Annotated in this window: 14 protein-coding genes; 3 read left to right on the top strand and 11 right to left on the bottom strand. The window is 69.9% G+C overall.

What is annotated here, in order from left to right; all coding sequences use genetic code 11:
- From ftsZ to murB, 5 genes are all read right to left on the bottom strand, one after another.
- On the bottom strand, positions 1 to 1,599 hold a 1,599-nt coding region (ftsZ, locus tag MET9862_RS16180; protein WP_142583942.1), incomplete at its 3' end, for a cell division protein FtsZ.
- Between the two features lie 95 nt (positions 1,600 to 1,694).
- Positions 1,695 to 3,017, bottom strand: a complete 1,323-nt coding sequence (ftsA, locus tag MET9862_RS16175; RefSeq protein ID WP_142583941.1) for a cell division protein FtsA — start codon at positions 3,015 to 3,017, stop codon at positions 1,695 to 1,697.
- Between the two features lie 59 nt (positions 3,018 to 3,076).
- Complete coding sequence (locus MET9862_RS16170) at positions 3,077 to 4,009, bottom strand: cell division protein FtsQ/DivIB (RefSeq protein WP_142583940.1); 933 nt, start codon at positions 4,007 to 4,009, stop codon at positions 3,077 to 3,079.
- The gene (locus MET9862_RS16165; RefSeq protein ID WP_142583939.1) at positions 3,976 to 4,899 is read right to left on the bottom strand and encodes a D-alanine--D-alanine ligase; all 924 of its coding nucleotides are present in this window, start codon (positions 4,897 to 4,899) and stop codon (positions 3,976 to 3,978) included. Before MET9862_RS16165 ends, MET9862_RS16170 begins: the two co-directional genes overlap by 34 nt.
- Before the next feature lie 35 nt (positions 4,900 to 4,934).
- Positions 4,935 to 5,858: a UDP-N-acetylmuramate dehydrogenase gene (gene murB, locus MET9862_RS16160; protein ID WP_142583938.1), complete on the bottom strand. Its 924-nt coding sequence runs from the start codon at positions 5,856 to 5,858 to the stop codon at positions 4,935 to 4,937.
- Between the two features lie 149 nt (positions 5,859 to 6,007).
- Here murB and MET9862_RS16155 point away from each other — a divergent pair, with 149 nt between their 5' ends.
- Together MET9862_RS16155 and MET9862_RS16150 are read left to right on the top strand one after the other, a co-directional pair.
- A complete protein-coding gene (locus tag MET9862_RS16155; RefSeq protein ID WP_142583937.1) occupies positions 6,008 to 6,265 on the top strand; it encodes a type II toxin-antitoxin system RelE family toxin in 258 nt (85 codons plus the stop codon).
- A gap of 4 nt (positions 6,266 to 6,269) precedes the next feature.
- Positions 6,270 to 6,659, top strand: a complete 390-nt coding sequence (locus tag MET9862_RS16150; protein WP_244612743.1) for a helix-turn-helix transcriptional regulator — start codon at positions 6,270 to 6,272, stop codon at positions 6,657 to 6,659.
- Positions 6,660 to 6,675: 16 nt separating this feature from the next.
- Here the strand turns inward: MET9862_RS16150 and murC are convergent, their stop codons facing one another.
- The 3 genes from murC to MET9862_RS16135 form a co-directional block, all read right to left on the bottom strand.
- Positions 6,676 to 8,082, bottom strand: coding sequence for a UDP-N-acetylmuramate--L-alanine ligase (gene murC, locus MET9862_RS16145; protein ID WP_142583936.1), 1,407 nt, complete (start codon positions 8,080 to 8,082; stop codon positions 6,676 to 6,678).
- A 62-nt stretch (positions 8,083 to 8,144) separates the two neighbouring features.
- Positions 8,145 to 9,254, bottom strand: coding sequence for an undecaprenyldiphospho-muramoylpentapeptide beta-N-acetylglucosaminyltransferase (gene murG, locus MET9862_RS16140; protein ID WP_142583935.1), 1,110 nt, complete (start codon positions 9,252 to 9,254; stop codon positions 8,145 to 8,147).
- The gene (locus MET9862_RS16135) at positions 9,251 to 10,417 is read right to left on the bottom strand and encodes an FtsW/RodA/SpoVE family cell cycle protein (protein WP_142583934.1); all 1,167 of its coding nucleotides are present in this window, start codon (positions 10,415 to 10,417) and stop codon (positions 9,251 to 9,253) included. Before MET9862_RS16135 ends, murG begins: the two co-directional genes overlap by 4 nt.
- Before the next feature lie 250 nt (positions 10,418 to 10,667).
- On the opposite strand from MET9862_RS16135, the gene MET9862_RS16130 reads away from it, so the two are divergent.
- Entirely contained in the window at positions 10,668 to 12,143 is a 1,476-nt protein-coding gene (locus MET9862_RS16130; protein ID WP_142583933.1) for a methyl-accepting chemotaxis protein, read from the top strand.
- Positions 12,144 to 12,215: 72 nt separating this feature from the next.
- Here MET9862_RS16130 and glgB read toward each other — a convergent pair whose 3' ends face one another.
- From glgB to MET9862_RS16115, 3 genes are all read right to left on the bottom strand, one after another.
- On the bottom strand, positions 12,216 to 14,495 hold the full coding sequence (glgB, locus tag MET9862_RS16125) for a 1,4-alpha-glucan branching protein GlgB (protein ID WP_142583932.1): 2,280 nt from the start codon (positions 14,493 to 14,495) through the stop codon (positions 12,216 to 12,218).
- Positions 14,496 to 17,756, bottom strand: a complete 3,261-nt coding sequence (gene treS, locus MET9862_RS16120) for a maltose alpha-D-glucosyltransferase (protein ID WP_142583931.1) — start codon at positions 17,754 to 17,756, stop codon at positions 14,496 to 14,498.
- 150 nt (positions 17,757 to 17,906) lie between these two features.
- Positions 17,907 to 21,290, bottom strand: a complete 3,384-nt coding sequence (locus MET9862_RS16115; RefSeq protein WP_142583930.1) for a maltotransferase domain-containing protein — start codon at positions 21,288 to 21,290, stop codon at positions 17,907 to 17,909.
- Positions 21,291 to 21,321: the final 31 nt, after the last annotated feature.

Raw genomic sequence — 21,321 nt, 5'->3', positions numbered from 1 at the left:
GCGCGGGGCCGGAGCGGCCGGAGCCTGGGGCTGGGGGGCGCGCGGCTGGGGACGCGGGGCCGGAGCAGGCTCGGCCTCCTCGCGCCGGCCGCCGAAGCCGACTGTGGCGAGGCGGCGCAGCAGGGAGGTGCGCTTGGCGTCGGCGGGCTCGGCTGCCGGCTCCGCCCGGTTCGCCATGATCTGGTTCTGGGCGATCGGCGGCAACTCGTGGATCTGCGGCATGCGCGGGGCTCGAGCCATCGGCGCGGCGGCCGGGGCGGCCGGGCGCGGCGGCACGAACGGGCCGGCATGGTGCTGGGGCATGGCCTCAGGCTGAGGGGCGGCCGGAGCGGGCACGAAGGGCGCTGCGGCCCGGGGCTGCGCATGGGTCAGCACCACGTCGTCGCGCATCAGGGATGCGGCTTCGGCAGCGGCCTCCATGGAGGGCAGCACTGGGGCCGAGGCGGGAGCCGGGGCGACCGGGATGTGAGCGGCCGGGGCCTGAGCCAGCGGTGTCTCGGTGCGGATCGAAGGGATCGCCTGACCAGCGGCGGCGCGGGTGCGAGCCTCGGAGCGCAGGCGTTCGGCGACTTCGGCGATGCGCTGCTCGGTCTCGGCAATGGCCGGGTTGTTCGGCGAGTTCGCCGAGATCAGGGCCGGCTCGATGCCGGTGGCGACCACCGAGACGCGGATGATGCCGTCGAGGCTCTCGTCGAAGGTGGCGCCCAGGATGATGTTGGCGTCCTGATCGACCTCTTCACGGATGCGGGTCGCGGCCTCGTCGAGTTCGTAGAGGGTCAGGTCCGATCCGCCGGTGATCGAGATCAGCAGGCCGCGCGCACCCTTCATCGAGACATCGTCGAGGAGCGGATTCGCTATGGCCGCCTCGGCCGCGCGGTTGGCGCGCTTCTCGCCGGAGGCCTCGCCAGTTCCCATCATCGCCTTGCCCATGCCGCGCATGATCGCGCGCACGTCGGCGAAATCGAGGTTGATCAGGCCCTCCTTCACCATCAGGTCGGTGATGCAGGCGACGCCCGAGTAGAGCACCTGATCGGCCATCGCGAAGGCGTCGGCGAAGGTGGTCTTCTCGTTGGCGACCCGGAATAGGTTCTGGTTCGGGATCACGATCAGCGTGTCGACCGCGGCTTGAAGCTCCTGGATGCCGGATTCGGCCGTGCGCATGCGGCGCATGCCCTCGAACTGGAACGGCTTCGTCACGACGCCGACCGTCAGGATGCCCATGTCGCGCGCCGCCCGGGCGATGACCGGCGCGGCGCCGGTGCCGGTGCCGCCGCCCATGCCTGCGGTGATGAAGCACATATGGGCGCCCGAGAGCTGGTCGCGGATCTCGTCGATCACCTCGTCGGCGGCGGCCGAGCCGACCTCCGGGTGCGAGCCAGCGCCAAGACCCTGCGTGACGTTGAGGCCCATCTGGATCACCCGCTCGGCCTTCGAGGAGGTGAGCGCCTGCGCGTCGGTGTTGGCGACCACGAATTCGCAGCCGAGGAGGCCCGACTCGATCATGTTGTTGACGGCGTTGCCGCCCGCACCGCCGACGCCGAACACGGTGATACGGGGCTTGAGTTCGCGGATGTCGGGCGCCTGGAGGGAAATGGCCATGGTGTCGAGCCTCTCGTGACCTCTGTGTTGCGTGCGGCGCATCAGGCGCCGGATTTTCTCGATCGGCCCGCCCTCGCGGAGGAGCCGGGAAATCGTCAGAAGCTTTCGCGGATCCAGCGAACGACCTTGGGGAGGTAGCGATCGGTCCCGGTCGCGGCGAAGGCGCCGGGCCCGCGGGGCTCGAAATGCTCCGCGTGCGCCACCTGCGGGTAGACGAGCAGGCCGACCGCCGCTGAGAAGGCGGGGCCCTTTGCGGCCTCGGGCAGACCGCGGATGCCGAGCGGCCGGCCGATGCGGACCTGGCCCTGCATCACCCGGCGGGCGACCTCGGGCATGCCGACGAGCTGGCTGGCGCCGCCGGTCAGCACAACCCGGCGCCCGGCCTGGGCCGCGAAGCCCGCGTTGCGCAGGCGGTCGCGGACCAGCTCAACCACCTCCTCGACTCGCGGCTTGATGATGCGCACGAGCTGCGAGCGCGGCACATGGGCGGGCGCCTCGCCCTCCTCCTCGCCGACGCCGTGCACGGCGATCATGTCGCGCTCGTCGGAAGGCGTGGCGATGGCCGAGCCATAGAGTGTCTTCAGCCGCTCGGCCGCCGCGACGCGGGTCGAGAGGCCGCGGGCGATGTCCATGGTGACATGGTGGCCGCCCACCGCAATCGCGTCCACGTGGACGAGATGACCGCCAGAGAAGACGCCGACGCTCGTGGTGCCGCCGCCCATGTCGACCACGCAGACGCCCATCTCCGCCTCGTCGTCGACGAGGGCTGAGAGGCCCGCCGCGTAGGGCGTGGCGATAACCGCCTCGACGCCGAGATGGCAATGCTCGACGGCGAGCATGACGTTGCGCGCGGCCGCAGCCTCCGCGGTGACGACGTGGAGATCCACGCCGAGCGCCTCGCCGATCATGCCGGAGGGATCAATGACAGCACCCTGGCCGTCCAGGGCGTAGCCGGTCGGCAGGGCATGCAGCACGGCGCGGCCGGGGCTGACGCCGTGGGCACTCGCGGTCTCGAGCACGCGCTCCACGTCGTGGCCGGTGACCGTGCCGGTGCGGACGTTCACCCGGGCCTGGAAATGCTGCGACGCGAGCCGTCCGCCCGACATGTTCACGATGACCGACTGGACCTCGACCTTCGCCATGCGCTCGGCAGCGTGGACGGCCTGCCGGATCGCGCCCTCGGCGGCCTCGAGATCGACGATGGCGCCGCCCTTCAGGCCGAGTGAGCGCTGGTGGCCGATGCCGATGATGCGCGCGAGATGAGTACGGCCCTTCAGAGTGGACATCGCTTCGGCCGGCTGCAACTCGGCGATCAGGCAGACGACTTTGCTCGTGCCGATATCCAGCACGGAGAGTGTCGTCGCACGGCGTGCGGAGAGCGGCTTCAGTCGGGGCGTGAGGCCGTGATGGCTGTGCATCGAACGCTACCGGGCGACGGGTTGGGCTGGGGCGGGGCGGCGGGACGTCTCGAGGGCGGTCACGAACTGGTGCCCTTCTTCGTCTTCTTCTGCGCCTCGGCGCGGGCAGCGGCGGCCTCTTCGGTCAGGCGGACCACGACGCGGTCGGGGAGGCGCAGATCGAGGGCGATGATGTCTTTCTCGAGGATGCGCTCGTTGCGCTCCAGCTCCACCAGGCGGTTGAGCGCCGCTGCCGGATCGGATTCGGGAAGACGGATGTCGACGCCGTCGAGCTTCAGGGTCCAGCGCCGGCCGGAGACGAAGGTGCCGGCCTTCACGCGCTCGGCGAGAGCCCCCGACGCGGCGATCAGGGCGAGGTACTCTCCGAGCTTGGCGTTGGCGCCCTCGCCGACCACCAGCGGCAGGCTGGCGTAGCGGTCGTCGCGCAGGGTGTCGATCACGGTGCCGTCGGCCGCGATGACGCTGACCTCGCCGTTCCGCTGCCAGAGGGCGGCGGGCTCGCGCTCGACCTGCGTGATCACGATCTCGTTCGGGTAGATCTTGCGGACGGAGGCCGAGGCGATCAGCGGCACGGCGAGCAGCCGCGCGCGCACCTCGACGACGTCGAGGAAGGGCACCGAGGTGCGCCAGTCGATCCCGGCAGCGGCCAGCACCTCGCGCTCGTACATCCGCGAGATCCCGGAAATGGTCACGCGCTCGACGCCGAAGCCGGCCAGCCGCGCCGCGATATCGAGGGGGCGGCCATGCTCGGCCACGAACCCGTCATAGCGCCCGCTCGCCACGAAGCCGGCCAGCGCGACGGATGCGAAGGCCGCCGACAGCGCGACGGCGCCGAGGCCGCGGGGCAGGCGCCGCTCGAGCGGCTCCTTGGGCCTGAACCCCGAGCGGCGGAGCGAGCGGGGCAGGCGCTCGGCGAGCCCGGAGACCAGCCGCGCGGCGAGGCCGGGGGCGGCGGGGCTCAGCGGCCCAGAGAAGCGTCCTCCACCATCCATCGGACGAGCTCACCGAATCCGTAGCCCGCATGGGCCGCCATCTCCGGCACAAGGCTCGTCTGGGTCATACCGGGTTGCGTGTTGACCTCGAGCACGACGAGGGCACCGGTTCCACCCGGTGTATCGTCGTAGCGGAGGTCCGCACGGCTGACGCCCCGGCAGCCCAGTGCTTGATGCGCCGTTAACGCCAACTCTTGGACACGCTGGTAAACATTTGGTTTAAGGTCGGCCGGCAGCACGTGGATCGACCCCCCCTCGGCGTACTTCGCCTCGAAGTCGTACCACTCGCCCGAGGCCGGCTTGATCTCGATGACGCCGAGGGCTGTGTCGCCCATCACCGCGCAGGTCAGCTCGCGGCCGGCAATGTAAGTCTCCACAAGGACTTCCTCGCCGTAGGTCCATTCGTCCGAGGCCAGGATCTGGGGCGGGTGCGAGCGCCCGTCGCGCACGATGATGACCCCCACGGACGAGCCTTCCGAGACCGGCTTGACCACGTAGGGCGGGGGCAGGACGTGTGACTTCGCGGCCACGTCACGGTTAACGACGCGGCCCTCCGGCACGGCGACGCCGGCCGCCCTCATCACCACCTTGGCCCGCTCCTTGTGCATGGCCAGCGCCGAGGCGAGCACGCCGGAATGGGTGTAGGGGATCGTCAGGATCTCCAGGAGGCCCTGGATGGTGCCGTCCTCGCCGGCCGGCCCGTGCAGGGCGTTGAAGGCCACGTCCGGGCGCAGATCGGCGAGCACGGCGGCGATATCCGCGCCGACATCGACGCGGGTGACGCGGTAGCCGACGCTCTCGAGCGCGGCGGCGCAGGCATTGCCGGAGCTGAGCGAGACCACGCGCTCGCTGGAGGTGCCCCCCATCAGGACGGCGACGTGCTTGGGCATGGATGGTCTCCGGTCGTCGAAAGTTCGGGCGGGATTCACGCTGCCGCGGCCACGCCGATGCGCCGGATCTCCCAGTGCAGCGCGGTTCCGGAGGTCTCGCGCACGCGGCGGCGCACCTCCTCGCCGAGAGCCTCGATGTCGGCGGCGGTGGCGTCGGCCCGGTTGATCAGGAAGTTGCAGTGCATGGGCGAGACCTGGGCGCCCCCGAGGGTGAGGCCTCGGCAGCCGGCCGCGTCGATGAGCTGCCAGGCCTTGCCGCCTTCGGGGTTCTTGAAGGTGGAGCCGCCCGTGCGCTCGCGGATCGGCTGGGCTGCCTCGCGGGCCGCGGTGACGCGCTCCATCTCGGCCTCGATCGCGGCGCGCTCGCCCGGACGGCCGCGGAACAGCGCGCTCGTGAAGATGACGTCCTCGGGCGCCGCGCTGTGCCGGTAGGTGAAGCCCATCTCGGCGTGGCTGAAGGTCCGGACCTGCCCGCGCCGGTCGATCCCGCGGGCCTCGACCAGCACGTCGGTGGTCTCGCCGCCATGGGCGCCCGCATTCATGCGCAGCGCCCCGCCGATCGATCCCGGGATGCCGCGGAAGAAGGCGAGTCCGTCGAGCCCGGCCTCGGCCGCAGCCTTGGCGAGGCGCATGTCGGGCACGGCGGTGCCGACCCGGAGCGTGTCGCCGTCCACGGCGATGCTCCCGAAGGCTCGGCCGCCGAGACGGATCACCACCCCCGGCACGCCGCCGTCGCGCACGATCAGGTTGGAGCCGAGACCGATCACGGTGACCGGCACGGCTGGATCCAGCGCCGCCAGAAGGGCGCCCAGATCCTCCTCGTCGGCCGGTGTGAACAGCACCTCGGCCGGCCCGCCGACGCGGAACCAGGTGAGGTCGGCGAGCGGCTGGTTCGCGAGCAGGCGCCCGCGCAAGGCCGGCGCCGCGGCGCGGATGGAATCGTGGAGCGTGTTGGTCATGCGAGAGCGCTGTCCGCCGAATTGGATGCCGGGTCTGCGTGAGAGAGCACGCCAAGACAAAGACTTAGAGCCGCTCCCGATTGCAACGCGATCGGGAGCGGCTCTAAGCTTCGCACTGGCCGGACCGGCTTGCGTGAGGGGAACGCGGCATGGGCAAGGACCTTGTCTTCACGCGCGCGGCCGCGCGGACCTTGAGCCGGATGCCCCGCGATACGGAGGATCTGATCCGCAGGAAGCTGCGGCAGTACGCGTCGGACCCGGCGAGCCTCGCCAACAACGTCAAGACGCTGAAAGGCGAGGGAGAACGCTGCCGCCTGCGGATCGGAGACTGGCGCGCGGTCTTCACGATCGAGGCGGATCGGATCATTGTCCATGCCGTCGGCCCGCGCGGCTCGATCTACGGATAGGAGCGTGACCGTGACGATCGTGCGAACACGGACGCCCTCGGGCGAGGCCATCGTGATTCTGCCCGAGGCCGAGTTCGAGCGCCTGCGCGAACTGGCTGAGGATGCCCTCGACGCAAAGCTCGTGGACGAGTCGGCGGCCCGGCTTGAGGCCGGCGCCGACGAACTCCTGAGCGAGGCGGATCTCGACGCCCTGCGCGCCGCGCCGAGCCCCCTCGCCTTCTGGCGGGAGCGCCGCGGCCTCACGGTTGCGGCCCTCGCGAAGGCGGGCGGGGTTCCCGAGGCGCGCATCGCGACGCTTGAGCGGAACGAGGCCACGGCAGAGCCGGCGCTCTACGAACGGCTCGCCGGGGCCCTCGACGTGGACGTCGAGGACATTCGGCCGGAAGCGGCATGAGCGGCAGGCACGCGCCTCACCCCTTCAGCGCGGCGAGGTCGCCCGGCAGCGCGTAGGCCCATTGGGTGATGTTGCCGGCGCCGAGGCAGACGACATAGTCGCCGGGCTTGGCCAGCCCCGCGACGATCCGCGGCAGATCCTCGGGCCGCTCCAGCGCCTGCGCGTCGCGGTGCCCGCGGGAGCGGAGACCCGCGACCAGGCTGTCACGGTCGATGCCCTCGATCGGCTGCTCGCCCGCCGCGTAGACGGGGGCGACGATCACGGTATCGGCGTCGTTGAAACAGGTGCAGAAATCGTCGAACAGCGATTGCAGGCGGCTGTAGCGGTGCGGCTGGACGACGGCGATGACCCCGTGCTCGGTCGAGGCGCGGGCGGCCTTCAGCACCGCCTTGATCTCCACCGGATGGTGCCCGTAATCGTCGAAGATCGCGGCGCCATTCCACTCGCCGGTGCGGGTGAAGCGGCGCTTGACGCCGCCGAAGCCGGCCAGCGCCTGCCGGATCGCCTCCGGTTTCACGCCGAGCTCATGCGCCACGGCGAGCGCCGCGGTCGCGTTGAGCGCGTTGTGCTTGCCCGGCATCGGCAGGACGAGATCCTCCATCTCCATCCGGTAGCCCGGTCGCCGATCGCGGATCATCACGCGGAAGCGGCTCTGGCCGCCGCGCAGGTCGACGTCGATCAGGCGCACGTCCGCCTGCGGGTTCTCGCCGTAGGTGATGATGCGCCGGTCCTCGATATGGCCGACGAGGTCCTGCACCACGGGATGGTCGATGCACATCACCGCGAAGCCGTAGAACGGGATGTTGTCGATGAAGCGCCGGAAGGCATCCTTGACCGCGTCGAACGAGCCGAAATGGTCGAGATGCTCAGGGTCGATGTTGGTGACGATGGCCACATCCGCCGGCAGCTTCAGGAAGGTGCCGTCGGATTCGTCGGCCTCCACCACCATCCATTCGCCCTCGCCCATGCGGGCATTGGTGCCGTAGGCGTTGATGATGCCGCCGTTGATGACCGTGGGATCGAGATTGCCGGCATCGAGCAGCGTCGCCACGAGGGAGGTCGTCGTGGTCTTGCCATGCGTGCCGGCGATGGCGACGCAGGACTTGAAGCGCATCAGCTCGGCCAGCATCTCGGCGCGGCGCACCACCGGGAGACGGCGCTCGCGGGCGGCCTTCAGCTCCGGGTTGTCGCGGCGGATCGCGGTCGAGACCACGACGAGGGCCGCCTCCTCCACGTTCGCGGCGTCGTGGCCGACGAAGGTGCGCATGCCCTTGTCCGCCAGGCGGCGCACATTGGCGTTGTCGGAGGCGTCCGAGCCCTGCACCGTGTAGCCGAGATTGTGCATGACCTCGGCGATGCCGGACATGCCGATGCCGCCGATGCCGATGAAGTGGATGGGGCCGAGCTTGTCGGGCAGCTTCATGGGTCGAACCGTCGTGTCGCAGGATCCGCAGAGAGCGGTATCCCTGAAGAATCAGGTGAGAATCAGGTGCGCGCGGCCGTCTCGGCGACCACGGTGGCGAGCCGCTCGGCGGCGTCGTGGATCCCGGCGCTTTTGGCCGCCTCCGCCGCGCGGGTCAATTTTTCGGGATTTTCGAATGCATCGACCAGCTCCGCCGTGAGGCGGTCCGGGGTGAAGGCGGTCTGCGGCAGGCTCAGGGCCGCGCCGATGGCCGCGAGCGTCGCGGCGTTGGCCGCCTGGTCCTGATCGAGGGCGCCCGGCAGCGGCACCAGGATCGCGGGCCGACCGATCGCGGCGAGCTCCGAGACCGTCGAGGCGCCCGAGCGCGAGACCACGAGGTGGCTCGCGGCCATGCGGCCGGGCAGGTCCTTGAAGAAGGGCGCGGCCTCGAGGCCGGCGAGGCCCATGGCGAGATAGTCGTTCTGGACGGCGGTGAGGTCCTCCGGCCGGACCTGCTGGACGAGGTGAAGGCGCGCGCGCAGGTCCGCTGGCAGCTGCGCCAGCGCCTTCGGCACCACCTCGCCCATCACCCGCGCACCCTGGCTGCCGCCGAAGACGAGGAGGCGCAGCGTGCCGTCCGGGGCCAGCGCCGGATACGGCGTCCGCGCCGCCTCGATCACGGCGGGGCGCAAGGGGTTGCCGGTGTGGATGCGCGGCGCGGTGGCCTTGGCCGGGACGCCGCGCACCTCCGCGAAGCCGGTGGCGATGGTGCGGGCGCCCCGGGCCAGGAAGGCGTTGGCCCGGCCCATCACCGCGTTCTGCTCGTGCAGCACGGTGGGCACGCGCAGGAGTTGCGCGGCCAGCACGGGCGGCACGGTCGGATAGCCGCCGAAGCCGACCACCGCCGCCGGGTTGATGCGCTTGACCTCCCGGGCGGCGACGCCGAAGCCGCGGCCCAGGGTCAGCACGGCCCGCGCCCGCTTGACGAGGTTGCGCCCCGACGGCGTCGCCGAGGGGATGGTCACGATCTCCGAGGCCGGGAACTCGCCCTTCAGCGCGTCGACCCGGGCATCGGTGGCGAGCGCCACTCGGATGCCGCGGGCGCGCAGCGCGTGGGCGAGGCTCTCGGCGGGGAAGAGGTGGCCGCCGGTGCCCCCTGCGCAGAGCAGGATCGTGGGGGTGAAGACCGTCACCGCATCACCCCGGCGACGGTGGCCGGCGCGGTGCCGGGCGGCTTCTGGCTGAGAAGCGTGCTGCGCGGGCGCTTGCGGGTGAGCGCCACGAGGAAGCCCATGCCGAGCGCCAACGAGATCAGCGAGGAGCCGCCATAGGAGACGAAGGGCAGCGTCATGCCTTTGGCCGGCATGAGCTGGGTGTTCACCGCCATGTTGATGCAGGCCTGCAGGCCGAACAGCGTGGTGAGCCCGGTGATCGCGAGCCGCGAGAAGGTGTCGTCGGTCCGGCGCGCCTGCTTCAGGCAGCGCAGCACGATATAGGCGAAGAGGGCCACGAGGCCGAGGCAGACCAGCACGCCGAATTCCTCGCCGGTGACGGAGAAGATGAAGTCGGTATGTGCATCGGGGAGGTGGCGCTTGGCCACCCCCTCCCCCGGACCCGTCCCGAACCAGCTGCCGGACCGGAAGGATTCCTGCGACCAGAACACTTGGAAGCTGTCACCCGAATCCTTGTCGAGGAAGCGCTCGATGCGCTCCCGCACGTGGTGGAAGAAGGTGTAGGCGGCGAACACCCCGGCCATGCCGATGAGGCCGAGCGCGCCCACCCAGATCAGGTGCAGGCCGGCGACGAAGAACAAGGCGCACCACACCAGCGTGATCAGCATCGTCTGCCCGAAATCGGGCTGCAGGAGCAGCGGCACGATGGTCACGGGCAGGAGCAGCATCCCCAGGATGCCGCCGGGCATGTCGCGGCGCTGCGCGCCCTCCGAGAAGGCCCAGGCCGCCACCACCACGAAGGACGGCTTCACGAATTCCGAGGGCTGCAGGCCGAGCGAGCCGAACTGGATCCAGCGATGCGCGCCCTTGATCTCGGGGCCGAACTTGGCCGCGACGACGCAGAGGACGACGCCCACGGCCCAGGTGATGAGCGCGAGCCGGCGCACGCCGCGCAGCGACAGGAAGGAGACGGCGCAGATCAGCAGGATCGTCGGGACGAGATAGATCGCCTGACGGTTGAGGAAGTAGAAGGTCGGCAGGCCGATGCGCTCGGCCACCGGCGGGCCGCCGCCCATCAGGAAGACGAGGCCGGCCACCATCAGGCAGCCCAGGGCCGCCAGCAGGCTGCGATCGACGGTCCACCACCAATCCGTCAGGGGCGTGCGTTCCGCGCGGGACATCATGGCTGGGGACGCGTCTCCGGGGCGTGCGGCGGGAATCCTGCGCGCCGGCCGCGATCCTGTGCCGGATTGGTAAACGCATCCTTGATGGATGCAGTCCCGCCGGGCGGGCGGAGCGCTGTCGGCCTCAATCGAATGTTAACCTGCATTTTACAACCATAGGTCGAATCGATCGACCGATCGAGACCGGCGGCAGGGTGCGACCGCCGGACGCCGCACCCGGCCGAGCCACACGGCCGCCCGCGAGACGATGATGTTCACAGCCAGGAAATCGCGCGAGGAGCGCGCGAAGCTCGTCGCCCTCGATCGCGTGCAAGCGGTGATCGAGTTCGATCTCGACGGCACCGTGCTCACGGCCAACGAGAATTTTCTGCGCGTCATGGGCTATGCCCTGCCCGAGATCGTCGGGCGTCCGCACGCGATCTTCGTGGCGCCCGAGCAGCGGCAATCGCCGGATTACCGCGCCTTCTGGGAGCGGCTGCGCTCCGGCGCGGGCGCGGCGGCGCAGTTCCGCCGGATCACCAAGGACGGGCGCGAGGTCTGGATCGAGGCCGCCTACAACCCGATCCTCGACGCCTCCGGCCGGCCCTACAAGGTGGTGAAGTTCGCCACCGACATCACCCGCCAGAAGGCCCTGGATGCCGATCTGGCCGGCCAGATCGCGGCGCTCCACAAGGCGCAGGCGGTGATCGCCTTCGACCTCGACGGCACCATCCTCGACGCGAACGAGAACTTCCTCGCCGTCGTCGGCTACCGGCGCGAGGAGATCGTCGGGCGTCATCACAGCCTGTTCGTCGACCCGGCCTATGCGGCGAGCCCCGAATACGCCGCCTTCTGGGCCGGCCTGCGCGGCGGCACCTACCAGGCCGCGCAGTTCCGCCGCATCGGCAAGGACGGGCGCGAGATCTGGATCCAGGCCTCCTACAACCCGATCCTCGACGCGGCGGGCCGGCCCTACAAGGTGGTGAAGTTCGCCACCGACATCACCGAGCAGGTCCGCCTGCTCGCGAGCCTGCGCACCCTGATCGACCGGAACTTCGGGGAGATCGAAGGGGCCGTGCAGCGCTCCTCCCGGGCCGCGACCGACGCTTCCACAGCGGCGGACGCGACCTCCGGCACCGTGCAGATGGTCGCCGCGGCCGCCGAGGAACTCGCCGCCTCGGTCCGCGAGATGTCCCAGAGCATCATGCGCTCGCAGGGCGCGACGGACATGGCCTACGACCGCGTCCAGGCGGCGGACAGCCAGACCAAGCGGCTCGCCGAGACGGCGACCGCGATGACGGGCATCGTCGGGCTGATCCAGACCATCGCCGGCCAGATCAACCTGCTCGCCCTCAACGCCACGATCGAGGCGGCCCGCGCCGGCGATGCCGGCCGCGGCTTCGCCGTGGTGGCCTCCGAGGTGAAGGCGCTCGCCGATCAGGCGGCGCGGGCGACCGAGCAGATCAACGCCGAGATCAGCAGCATCCAGGTCGTCTCCAAGGAGGTGGTCGACGCACTGGGCTCGATCCGCGGCTCGGTCGGGGTGATGCGCGAGACCGTGGTGGCGACCGCCGCCGCGATCGAGGAGCAGAGCGCGGTGACGCGCGACCTCGCCGAGAACATGCAGCATGCCGCCGACGCGGTGGGCTCGATCACCGGCAATATCGGCGCGATCGGCGAGGCCGTGACGCGGGTCTCGGACGCCGTCGCGACCACGCGCGACGCCGCCAAGGTGCTGGCGCGGTAGCGGGGCTGGACGAGGCGCGGCACCCTCCCCCCGCAGAGGGGGAGGGAGAGCGCGGTCAGGCCGCTGCGGGCCTCAGCGCTGCAGCACGAAGATCGTCGTGGAGAGCGGCGGCAGCGTCAGGCCGAGGGATTGGGCGCAGCCGTGGCTCGGGGCGTCCTCGCTGTGGCGGCCGCCCATGTTGCCCATGTTCGAGCCGCCATAGGACTCGGCGTCCGAGTTGAAGGCCTCGCGATAGAAGCCCGGCTCCGGCACGCCGATGCGGTAGCCCTCGCGCGGCACGGGCGTGAAGTTCGAGACCACCACCGCGACCTCGCCCGGCTCCTTGCCCTTGCGGGCCCAGGCGATGACGCTGTTGTCCTGGTCGTCGGCCACCAGCCACTGGAATCCGCCGGGCTCGACATCCCGTGCGTAGAGCGCGGGCGTCGCCTGGTAGAGGTGGTTGAGGTCGCGGATCGCGTCCTTGACGCCGCGGTGCAGCGGGTCGTCGAGCAGGTGCCAATCCAACGACTGGTTGTGGTTCCACTCGCGCTCCTGGCCGAACTCGCCGCCCATGAAGAGCAGCTTCTTGCCCGGATGCCCCCACATGAAGCCGAAATAGGCGCGCAGGTTCGCGAATTTCTGCCAGCGGTCGCCGGGCATCTTGCCGAGAAGCGAGCCCTTCCCGTGCACGACCTCGTCGTGGGAGAGCGGCAGCACGAAGTTCTCGGAGAAGGCGTAGAGCAGGCCGAAGGTCAGGTCGTGGTGGTGGTAGCGCCGGTGGACCGGCTCCTTCGAGATGAACTCGAGGGTGTCGTGCATCCACCCCATGTTCCACTTGAAGCCGAATCCGAGGCCGCCCGTATAGGTCGGGTGCGAGACGCCGGGCCAGGAGGTCGATTCCTCCGCCACGGTGATCGTCCCCGGCGCGTGGCTGTAGGTCGCCTCGTTGGTCTTGCGCATGAAGTTGATGGCGTCGAGATTCTCGTTGCCGCCATACTGGTTGGGGATCCACTCGCCCGGCCGCCGCGAGTAGTCGAGGTAGAGCATCGAGGCGACGGCATCCACGCGCAGGCCGTCGAGATGGTAGTGCTCCAGCCAGAAGCGCGCGTTGGCGGTGAGGAAGGTCGCGACCTCGGCCCGGCCGAAATTGTAGATGTAGGTGCCCCAATCCTGGTGGAAGCCCTGGCGCGGGTCGGCATGCTCGTAGAGATGCGTGCCGTCGAACAGGCCGAGGCCGTGCGCGTCGAGCGGGAAGTGGCCGGGCACCCAGTCGAGCAGGATGCCGATGCCGGCCTCGTGCGCCGCGTCCACGAAGGCCGCGAAATCCTCCGGCGTGCCGAAGCGGCTCGTCGGCGCGAAGAGCGAGACCGGCTGGTAGCCCCAGGAGCCGTCGAACGGGAACTCCGTGATCGGCAGCATCTCGATATGGGTGAAGCCCATCTCCTTGACGTAGGGGATGAGCCGGTCGGCGAGTTCCTTGTAGGTCAGGTAGCGGTTGCCCTCGTCGGGCACCCGCGCCCAGGAGCCGAGATGGACCTCGTAGATCGACATCGGCGCGTGGCGCGGATCGCGCTTGCCGCGCGATTCCATCCAGGCCTTGTCGTGCCAGACGATGTCGGAGGTGCCGTGCAGGACCGAGGCGGTCTCCGGCGGGTGCTGGGCGCGGAAGGCGAGCGGGTCGGCCTTGAGCGGCAGCAATGAGCCGTCGGGCCCGCGGATCTCGAACTTGTAGCTCTGTCCGGCCACCAGGCCGGGGACGAACAGCTCCCAGATGCCGCCATCCTGCCAGAGCCGCATCGGGTGGCGGCGTCCATCCCACTCGTTGAAATCGCCGACGATGCTCACGCGACGCGCGTTCGGTGCCCAGACGGCGAAGCGGAACCCGTCGATGCCGTCGAGCCGGCCGCGCTGGGCGCCGAGCACCCGGTAGACGAGGTTGGTGCCCGGCTCGCGCAGGGTCGAGACGTCGTGCTGCTCCAGGGAGGAGCCGAAGCTGTAGGGGTCGTAGCGGCGGCGGGTGGTGCCGTCCCAGAGCTCGACCTCGATCTCGTAGAGGGGCCGGCCCTCGCTCTTCACGGGAGCGACGAAGAATCCGTCCGGATGGCGCCGCTCGAACGAGACGCGGGTGCCGCCGACGAGGAGCGTGGCACTGCGCGCCTCGGGCAGGACGGCGCGGACCTCCCAGGCGCCCGGCCCCACCTGATGGGGGCCGAGCACCGAGAAGGGATCGCCATGATCGGCGGCCATCATGGCCTTGATCGCGTCCGGATGGAGCCCGGAGCGCGCAGGCGCGGCGGGCGGCGGGGCCTCGGCGGTGGGAGCGGCCGATCCGCGCTCGGTCCCGGTCGCGAAGCTCTCGTCGATCGCCGTCATTCAGTCGCCTTTCATGCCTGCGTCCAGAATATCGAGAACCCCACGTGCGGGAATTTCGATCCAGTCCGGGCGGTTGTTGGCCTCGTAATCGATCTCGTAGAGAGCCTTGATCAACAGGCAGAGGCGCAGCAGCGCGGCTTCGGTCTCGGGCTCCGTCACCGCCGCGGGGCTGCCCGCGACCGCGTCGCCGTAGCCGGCGAGGAACGCCTGCTCGATCATGCTGCGCCAAGCCACGGCCGCGGCGCGCCCGCGCCCCTCGGAATCGGCGAAGCGGCTCGCGATCTCGCGGATCACGGTCTCGGCGCCGTAGGCGAAGGAGCGCAGCATCCCGGCGACGTCGCGCATCGCCGTCGACTTGGCCCGGCGCTCCTCCGCGGGCCGTGAGGGCTCCCCCTCGAAGTCGACGATGATCAGGTCGCCCTCCGAGACCAGCACCTGGCCGAGATGGAAGTCGCCGTGGATGCGCGTCCGCTGCGCGCCGCGCGGGGTGGCGGACGCCAGGCGCTCGATCAGGGCGTCGATCTCGCGGCGGCGGCCGTGCAGCTCTGTCACCGCCGGGCGGTCGAGCCCGCGCTCGACCACGAGCTTCATGCCCCGGAAGGCCCGATCGGCCTGGAGCCGGGCGTCGCGGGCGAGAACCGCCACGTCCTCATCCGTGAAGGGCTCGGGCGTGAAGGCCGGGTCGTCGCTCGGCGCGGCCAGAGCCCGGTGCATCTCGGCCGTGCGGCGGCCGAGCAGGTCTGCCCAGCGCAGATGCGCGCTGAAGGCGTCCTCGGGGCTCGGTGCCTCGCTCTCGGGGGCGAGCACCACCGTCTCGAAGTCGCGGCGCAGGCCCTCCAGCATCACCGTCCAGGCATCGCCCTGATTGAGGACGAAGCGCTGCAGCACGGCGAGGGCGGTGCGGGTGCCGTCCTCGGCCACATGCTCCAGGGTGCCGAGCAGCGCCGGGGTGTTGGTGAACTGCGCGACTTCGGTGAGGAAGCGGCCGACCTCGATCTCGGGATGCGTGCCCGGCTGCAGGCGGCGCAGCAGCTTGAGCATCATCTTTGAGCCGATGGCGATGGAGGTGTTGCTCTGCTCGGCCGAGAGGCGGCGCACCTCGCCGGCCTCGAAGGTCATCTCGGGCTCGAAAGCCGAGGTCTTCGAGAAGACGAGCCGGCCGTTCTCGGTCGGGATCTCGCGACCGGCGCGCATGCCCTCGATCAGGCAGATCGCGAAGTCGTCGGAGCCGGCGGCGCCGTAGAGCAGGCCGGTGCGGGGGCCGCGTCGGACGCGCGCCACCGCGAACGGCATCAGCGTCTCGTCCTCGCGGCCCTCGTCGACGCCGACGGGCACGAAATAGTCCTGCCGCTCGCCGGTCGAGAGCTGGACGGCGACGCGCGGCAGCAGGAAGCGGGCCTCGCCGCCGCTCTCCTTGACCACGGCGCAGTCGACGATCTGCACGCCCTTGATGCGCGACCCCTTGGCGCCGAACCAGCGCCGGGTGCTGAGGAAGGGCGGGATCACGGTCCGCTCAAAGGCGGTGCGCTCGCGGCCCGCCACCAGCGATTCGATGCCGCCGGTGAGCACCAGCGTGAACAGTTCCGGAGGCTCCTGCTGCGGGCCGACCGCGCCGGTATTCGCGCTCGACAGGGAGAACCAGTAGAAGCCGTAGGAGGGCAGCGTCAGCAGGTAGGGCAACTCGCCGATCGGCGGGAACTCCGTGCCGCCGGTCAGCTCGATCGGGACGGCGCTGCGCAACTCCGACAGGTCGAGCTGCACCGCCTGGGGCGCGCGGGACAGGTTCGCGACGCAGAGGATGCGCTCGCCCTCGAACTCGCGGATCCAGGCGAGCACCTTGCGGTTCGACGGGTAGAGGAACTGGATCGTGCCGCGCCCGAGCGCGACCGAGTTGTTGCGGATCGCGATCATGCGCCGCGTCCAGTTCAGCAGGCTGGTCTGCGCCTGGGTCTGCGCCTCGACGTTGATCGCGTCGAAGCCGTAGATCGGGTCCTGCACGGAGGGCAGGAACAGCTTCTGCGGGTTCGCCCGCGAGAAGCCGCCGTTGCGGTCCGGCGACCATTGCATCGGCGTGCGGACGCCGTCGCGGTCGCCGAGATAGATGTTGTCGCCCATGCCGATCTCGTCGCCGTAATAGAGCACCGGCGTGCCGGGCATCGACAGGACGAGGGACTTCATCAGCTCGATCTTGCGCCGATCGTTCTCCAGCAGCGGCGCGAGGCGGCGGCGGATGCCGAGATTGATGCGGGCGCGGCGCTCGGCGGCGTAGAACGACCACAGGTAGTCACGCTCCTCCGCGGTGACCATCTCGAGCGTCAGCTCGTCGTGGTTGCGCAGGAAGATGGCCCATTGGCAGCCTTCCGGGATCTCCGGGGTCTGCCGCATGATGTCGGTGATCGGATGCCGGTCCTCGCGGGCGATCGCCATGTACATGCGCGGCATCAGCGGGAAGTGGAACGCCATGTGGCACTCGTCGCCGTCGCCGAAATACTGCGCCGTCTCCTCCGGCCACTGGTTCGCCTCGGCGAGCAGCATCCGGTCGGGATAGCTCGCGTCGAGGGCGGCGCGGATCGCCTTGATGACGTCGTGCGTCTCCTTGAGGTTCTCGCAGTTCGTGCCGTCGCGCTCGATCAGGTAGGGGATCGCGTCGAGGCGCAGTCCGTCCACGCCCATGTCGAGCCAGTAGCGCATCACCTCGATCACGGCCTCCAGCACGGCCGGGTTGTCGAAGTTGAGATCCGGCTGGTGCGAGTAGAAGCGGTGCCAGAAATACTGCTTGGCGACCGGGTCCCAGGTCCAGTTCGAGACCTCGGTATCGAGGAAGATGATGCGCGTGTCGCTGTAGGGCTCGTCGGTGTCGGACCAGACGTAGAAGTTGCGTTCCGGCGAGCCGGGAGGCGCCTCGCGCGCGCGTTGGAACCAGGGATGCTGGTCCGAGGTGTGGTTGATGACGAGCTCGGTGATGACTCGCAGCCCCCGGGCGTGGGCCGCCTCCACGAAGGCCTTGAAGTCCTCCATGGTGCCGTAGGACGGGTTGATGTCGCGATAATCGGCGATGTCGTAGCCGTCGTCGCGCAGCGGGGACGGGTAGAACGGCATCAACCAGATCGCGGTGACGCCGAGATCGCGCACGTAATCGAGCCGCTGGGTCAGGCCCGCGAAGTCACCGATCCCGTCATTGTTCGAGTCGAAGAACGACTTGACGTGGATCTGATAGATGATGGCGTCTCGGTACCACTGCGGATCGGTGCGATCGATCATCGCGTCGCTGCCTCATGCGTCGGGTCAGGGCGGAGCCGATCCCGCCCGACCAGAGTCGAGGCGTGAACGGGGGCGATGCAGCTTGCGTGCATCATCTCGGCGAGAGCGCGGCGAGCCACGCCGCGTCGGTGTCTGGTCGCACGGGGCGCCTCATCCCGCAACCCGACGTGGCAGCGCCAGGCGCCAGACAATGCAGGAGCGTTCCGCCGGATCGAGGGCGATACGATGGGACTTGCCACGCAGCTCGAAGGTATAGCCCTGGAGCAGGTCTTCCACCGCGACTGCGCCGTCGTCGGGCAGGCCGAGCAGCCAGAGCGGCACCTCGTAGGTGCATTCCTGGCGGCTTTTCGGATCGAGGTTCACCATCACGAAGATGCAGTTGTCGCGTTCCGGCGTCACCTTCGCGTAGGCGATGATGGAGTCGTTGAAAGCGCCGGTGAAATGGATGTTGCGGAAGTCCCAGAGTGCCGGGTTCTCGCGGCGGATCTGGTTCAGCTTGATCACGTGCTCGCGGATGTTGCCGGGACGGTGGTAATCCCAGGCCTTCAGCTCGTACTTCTCCGAATTGAGGTACTCTTCCTTGCCGGGATACGGCGCCGCCTCACACATCTCGAAGCCGTTATAGATGCCGTAGACGGATGAGAGCGTCGCGGCCAGCGTCGCCCGGATCACGAAACCCGGCCGTCCGCTGGTCTGGAGGAAGTACGGGTTGATGTCCGGCGTGTTGGCGAAGAAGTTCGGCCGGTAGTACTCGCCCATCTCGCCCGCGAGCTCGAGGGCGTATTCGGTGAGTTCCTGCTTGGTGTTTCGCCAGGTGAAGTAGGTATAGCTCTGCTGATAGCCGGCTTTGGCGAGCTTCTTCATCATCTTGGGCCGCGTGAAGGCCTCGGCGAGGAAGATCGCGTCCGGATAGGTGCCGTTGACCTCGCCGATCACCCATTCCCAGAACGGGATCGGCTTGGTGTGCGGGTTGTCGACCCGGAAGATGCGCACGCCGCGGGCACACCAGCCGAGCAGGATGTCGCGCAGCTCGATCCAGAGCGAGGGCAGCGCGCCGCCGTAGAAATGGACGTTGGAGATGTCCTCGTACTTCTTCGGCGGGTTCTCGGCGAATTTCAGCGTGCCGTCCGGCCGCCACTCGAACCATTCGGGATGGTTCTTGATCCAGGGATGGTCGGGGGAGCACTGGATCGCGAAGTCGAGGGCGATCTCCATGCCGTAGGCGTGGCTTGCGGCGACGAGCTGCTCGAAATCCTCGAAGGTGCCGAGGTCCGGGTGCACGGCTTCGTGGCCGCCCTCCTCCGCGCCGACCGCGTAGACCGAGCCGACATCGCCCGCTTCAGCCTTCAGCGTGTTGTTCTTGCCCTTGCGGTTGGTGCGGCCGACCGGATGGATCGGCGTGAAGTAGAGCACGTCGAAGCCGAGCTCGCGGATCTCGGGCAGGCGGCGGATCACGTCCTGGAAGGTGCCGTGCCGGTTCGGATCCATGGATTGCGAGCGGGGGAAGATCTCGTACCAGGCCGAGAAGCGCGCGGCGAGGCGGTCGGCGATCACCGGCAGGATCACCGGATAGCGCGAGAGGTTCACCCGCTCGGCATGGGCCCGCACCAGCCGCACCGCGTCCGGCTGGAGGATGCGGTCGAGCTGCGCGGGCGAGCCGCTCTCCTCGGCGGCGAGGGCGGCGACCAGGGCGGCGAGGCGGTCCTTGTCGCGGCCCGTGGCGAGGTCGGCGGCGTTCTGGACCAGGGCGACGCCCTCGATGGTCTCCAGACGCACGTCCACCCCGGCGTCGCGCTTCTTCAGGGTGTCGCGCATCCACGAGGAGAAGCCGTCGCGCCACGCCTCGATCGTGTACTCGTAGCGGGCGTTCCGCTCGAGGGGGAATTGGCCGCCCCAGCGGTCGTTGTCGACGAAGACCATCGGGTCGCGGCGCCAGTCCTCGGTGCCGGCGACGCGCGACAGGATGGCCGCGTCGATGATCTCGTGGCCGTCGGAGAAGATGTCGGCCTCGACGCGCAGGGACTCGCCGACCACGCGCTTCACCGCCGAGCGCCCGCCGTCGAGTTCCGGGCTCACGGCCTCGATGACCACGCGGCCCCTGCCCTCGGGCCGGTCGTTGGTGGGCAGGCGGGCCACCTTGGCGGCCTCGGCCGCGATGATCCGAAGCTCGCCCGGCGCGAGGTCGATCGCGCTGCCCGGGTGGAAGGCGATGGGCTCGGCCTCCGGCGTGCGGTCCACGAAGGGCCCGAGCAGGCCGCCCGCACGGGCGATCAGCGTGCCGGCATCGACGGGGAGCGGGCGGCCGGTCGGGTTGTAGAGCACCAGCACGGCGCTGCGGGCCGAGGCATGGTGGCCGGTATCGTAGCGGATCAGGGCGATCACGTCGGAATCCGGCGCGGACAGGCTCGTCTGCGCGCCCTCGACATTGGCGGCCGGCAATTCGGCCCTCAGGCGGTTGATCGCGGCGATGGAGGCCGAGATGTCGATGCCGGTGTCGCTCTCGCGCGAGGCGGGCGTGGTGTCGACCACGTGCAGCCTGCGGCGATAGCCCCATTCGTAGCCGATCGGCATCAGCACGCCGGCGGAGAAGAAGGCGGCGAGCGCGTAGCGGGCGCGCAGATGCGCCCTGATCTCGGCCGGGCCGCCGACCACCTCGGCGGCGAGCCGGCCCATATCGTGGTTCTCGGGGAAGGCGATGGAGGGCGCGAGCACGCGCAGGCGCTCGTACTGCTCCAGCGCCCAGGGCTTCTTCAGGTCCCACCAGGCGAAGGAGTTGAACAGGTAGTCGAAGCCGGCGCCGGCCGTGTCGCGGGCCTGCGCGAAGGTGCAGCCGAGGGTCTCGGCGGCGAACAGGCTCTCGGGGTCGCGTCCCTTGGCGGACGCGATGATGGTGCGCCAGGTCTCGGCCGGGACCATGTAGGCGGCATCGCAGCGGAACCCCGCCACGCCGAGCCCCTGGAGATGGGCGACATAACCGGCCCAGATCCGGGTCAGCTCGGCCCGTGCGTGCTCGGAGTGGTAGTCGAACTCGGCGAGATCCCCCCAGACGGTGCGCTTGGCCGGATCGTCCGGATCGACCGCGAACGGGCTCGCGATGCTGCCGTCCGGGTTCTTGGCGAAGAGGTCCGGGCGGTCGCGGGCGAGGCGGCCGTCGTTGGCGGCGTGGTTGATGACGAGATCTGTCATCACCTTCAGGCCTTGCGCGGTCGCTGCCGCGCAGAAGTCGCGGATCTGGTCGTCGTCCGTTCGGCCGTCCGGGTCGCGGAATCGGTCGTCGAGCCGGTCGGGATCGGCCACCGCGTAGAGGCTGCCCGAGCCGCCGGTCTGGTGGAACGGGTTGAGATAGACCCAGTCGAAGCCGAGGCCGGCGATGCGCGGCAGTTCGGCCGTCCAGTCCGAGACGCGACCGACGAGCAGCGGGAACAGGTTGTAGATCCGCGGCCCCTCCGCCCGGGGGGCGAAGGCCGCCGGAAGGGCCTCGACGCCGGTCGCCGGGGCGGCCTTGGCCGTCTTCGCGCTGGTCGGTGCGTTCATGCTGGCCTCGTCCTTCGTGGTATCCGCCTAA

Source organism: Methylobacterium symbioticum (assembly GCF_902141845.1).
Taxonomy (GTDB): domain Bacteria; phylum Pseudomonadota; class Alphaproteobacteria; order Rhizobiales; family Beijerinckiaceae; genus Methylobacterium; species Methylobacterium symbioticum.
This window is presented reverse-complemented; position numbering and strand designations above follow the sequence as displayed.